The sequence below is a fragment of the Sphingobium anseongense genome, assembly GCF_037725245.1.
In the GTDB taxonomy this organism is placed as follows: Bacteria; Pseudomonadota; Alphaproteobacteria; order Sphingomonadales; family Sphingomonadaceae; genus Sphingobium.
Genome location: NZ_JBBJUL010000023.1, coordinates 2,501 through 5,876, shown reverse-complemented (window position 1 = coordinate 5,876; position 3,376 = coordinate 2,501). Strand labels below are relative to the sequence as shown.

General features: G+C 53.2%; 1 tRNA gene and 2 rRNA genes. All 3 read right to left on the bottom strand.

The features are described 5' to 3' along the window. Nucleotide 1: 1 nt before the first annotated feature. Nucleotides 2-78: transfer RNA gene (locus tag WG908_RS16350), tRNA-Met, on the bottom strand. Nucleotides 79-171: 93 nt separating this feature from the next. Then, a 5S ribosomal RNA gene (rrf, locus tag WG908_RS16345) occupies nucleotides 172-286 on the bottom strand. Nucleotides 287-421: 135 nt separating this feature from the next. Next, nucleotides 422-3,214 (bottom strand): 23S ribosomal RNA (locus tag WG908_RS16340). Nucleotides 3,215-3,376: the final 162 nt, after the last annotated feature.

Sequence of the window (3,376 nt, the reverse complement as noted above, 5' to 3'; positions counted from 1 at the left end):
TTGGTTGCGGGAGCAGGATTTGAACCTGCGACCTTCAGGTTATGAGCCTGACGAGCTACCGGGCTGCTCCATCCCGCGCCACCAAAGGATAAGGGCGGACCTTTTTTGGGTCCGCCCTTATTATGAGAGATCATGAATGGGTTTTGTCTTTGTTGATGCGCGTGCTTCAATGCCTGGCGACGACCTACTCTTCCAGTGCTTGAGCAATAGTACCATCGGCGCAGACTGGTTTCACGGCCGAGTTCGGGATGGGATCGGGTGGGTCACAGACGCTATGGTCACCAAGCAATGAAGCAGGCGCATGAACAAAGGGTTTTCAATCGATACCGTGCACGGTGTTTTGGGTGATTATCGGGCTGCGTAAATCATCCGCATCATTATCGGGCGCTGTTTTCCAGTGCTGATATTGATGGTGGGACTCTTAAGCGCGAACAGAGCAATTAGGACTGGTTAGCTTCATGGATTACTCCACTTCCACACCCAGCCTATCAACGTCGTGGTCTACGACGGCTCGATGAAATCTTATCTTGAGGGAGGCTTCCCGCTTAGATGCTTTCAGCGGTTATCCCGTCCATACATAGCTACCCAGCTGCGCTCCTGGCGGAACGACTGGTACACCAGAGGTATGTTCAACCCGGTCCTCTCGTACTAGGGTCAACTCCTCTCAAATTTCGACGCCCACGGCAGATAGGGACCAAACTGTCTCGCGACGTTCTGAACCCAGCTCACGTACCACTTTAATTGGCGAACAGCCAAACCCTTGGGACCTGCTCCAGCCCCAGGATGTGATGAGCCGACATCGAGGTGCCAAACGATTCCGTCGATATGAGCTCTTGGGAATCATCAGCCTGTTATCCCCGGCGTACCTTTTATCCGTTGAGCGATGGCCCTTCCACGAGGGACCACCGGATCACTATGACCGACTTTCGTCTCTGCTCGACTTGTCAGTCTCGCAGTCAGGCGGGCTTATGCCATTGCACTCTAACAGACGGTTTCCAACCGTCCTGAGCCCACCATCGCGCGCCTCCGTTACTCTTTAGGAGGCGACCGCCCCAGTCAAACTACCCGCCACAGAGGGTCCCTGCACCGGATAACGGTGCGAGGTTAGACATCAGAAAACAACAGGGTGGTATTTCACCTATGGCTCCACGACAACTGGCGTCATCGCTTCAAAGCCTCCCACCTATGCTACACAGTTCTTTCCTAATGCCACTCTGAAGCTGCAGTAAAGGTGCACGGGGTCTTTCCGTCTAACCGCGGGTACTCCGCATCTTCACGGAGAATTCAATTTCGCTGAGCATATCCTGGAGACAGTGGGGAAGTCGTTACGCCATTCGTGCAGGTCGGAACTTACCCGACAAGGAATTTCGCTACCTTAGGACCGTTATAGTTACGGCCGCCGTTTACTGGGGCTTCAATTCAGAGCTTGCACTCCTCCTCTTAACCTTCCAGCACCGGGCAGGCGTCAGGCCCTATACGTCGTCTTGAAGCCGACTTAGCAGAGCCCTGTGTTTTTGCTAAACAGTCGCTACCCCCTGGCCTGTGCCCCCCATCAGAGCTTGCGCTTAGATGGGGCCTCCTTCTTCCGAAGGTACGGAGGCAATTTGCCGAGTTCCTTCAGGATACTTCTCTCAAACGCCTTGGTATACTCTACCATTCCACCTGTGTCGGTTTAGGGTACGGTCTATACGGAGGGGCTATTTCCTGGGACGATTTCACAGCCTGGAGCAATCCAATAAGCCCAGACCATTTACACCATCCGTCACACACCTCCAGGCCCACGAATATTAACGTGGTTCCCATCGACTACCCCCTTCGGGCTCGTCTTAGGGGCCGGCTTACCCTGCTCAGATTAGCTTTAAGCAGGAACCCTTGGAATTTCGGCGACAGTGCATCTCACACTGTTAATCGCTACTCATGTCTGCATTCGCACTTCCGATACCTCCACGACCCATTACCAGATCGCTTCATCGGCCTACGGAACGCTCCGCTACCGCGTGCAGTAAACTGCACACCCTAAGCTTCGGTGCATCACTTTAGCCCCGTTACATCTTCGCCGCAGGATCTCTTATTTAGACCAGTGAGCTGTTACGCTTTCTTTAAAGGATGGCTGCTTCTAAGCCAACCTCCTGGTTGTTTTGGAAATCCCACATGCTTTCCCACTTAGTGATGACTTGGGGACCTTAGCTGTAGGTTAGGGCTGTTTCCCTTTTGACGACGGACCTTAGCACCCGCCGTCTGTCTGCCGAACTAGACTCGTTGGTATTCGGAGTTTGGTTAGTGTTGGTAGATCTCGCGACCCCCGCAACCATCCAGTGCTCTACCCCCAACGGCAATCATTCGACGCTCTACCTCAATAGATTTCGCGGAGAACCAGCTATTTCCCGGCTTGATTGGCCTTTCACCCCTAAGCACAACTCATCCGACAATTTTTCAACATTGAACGGTTCGGCCCTCCAGTGCGTGTTACCGCACCTTCAGCCTGGTCATGCATAGATCGCCGGGTTTCGGGTCTAATGCATCAAACTTATTCGCCCTATTCAGACTCGCTTTCGCTGCGCCTACACCTAACGGCTTAAGCTTGCTTGATACACTAAGTCACAGACCCATTATGCAAGAGGTACGCGGTCAGGTCTCAAGGACCCTCCCACTGCTTGTAGGCATCCGGTTTCAGGTACTGTTTCACTCCCCTCATCGGGGTGCTTTTCACCTTTCCCTCACGGTACTGGTTCACTATCGGTCATGTACGAGTATTTAGGCTTGGAGGGTGGTCCCCCCATGTTCAGACAGAGTTTCACGTGCTCCGCCCTACTCAAGTCCTGATGTTTCATTTTCGCATACGGGGCTGTCACCCGCTATGGCGTGCCTTTCCAGACACTTCTGCTAATTAAACACCAGGCGCTGGCCTGGTCCGCGTTCGCTCGCCACTACTAACGGAATCTCGGTTGATGTCTTTTCCTCCGGGTACTGAGATGTTTCAGTTCTCCGGGTTCGCTTCACCAAAGCCTATTTTATTCAGCTTAGTGATACCTCTACCATTTAACTCGCAATCCGGCGAACCGGACCAGGAATTAAATGGTGAAGGTGGGTTATCCCATTCGGAAATCGCGGGATCAAAGCCTGCTCACGGCTCCCCCACGCTTATCGCAGCGTGCCACGTCCTTCATCGCCTGTACATGCCAAGGCATTCACCAGATGCCCTTACCTCACGCTTGAGAGTCCACACCACCAACAACAGCACTGGATCGCTCCAGCACCCATGTCGATCATGCGGATAATATACTCAGCCAGATAATCTATATGTGTACGATCATGCCCCCGCTTCACGGCCTTGCGACCGCAAACCGAAAACCATGAACGCCACGGCATCGATTAA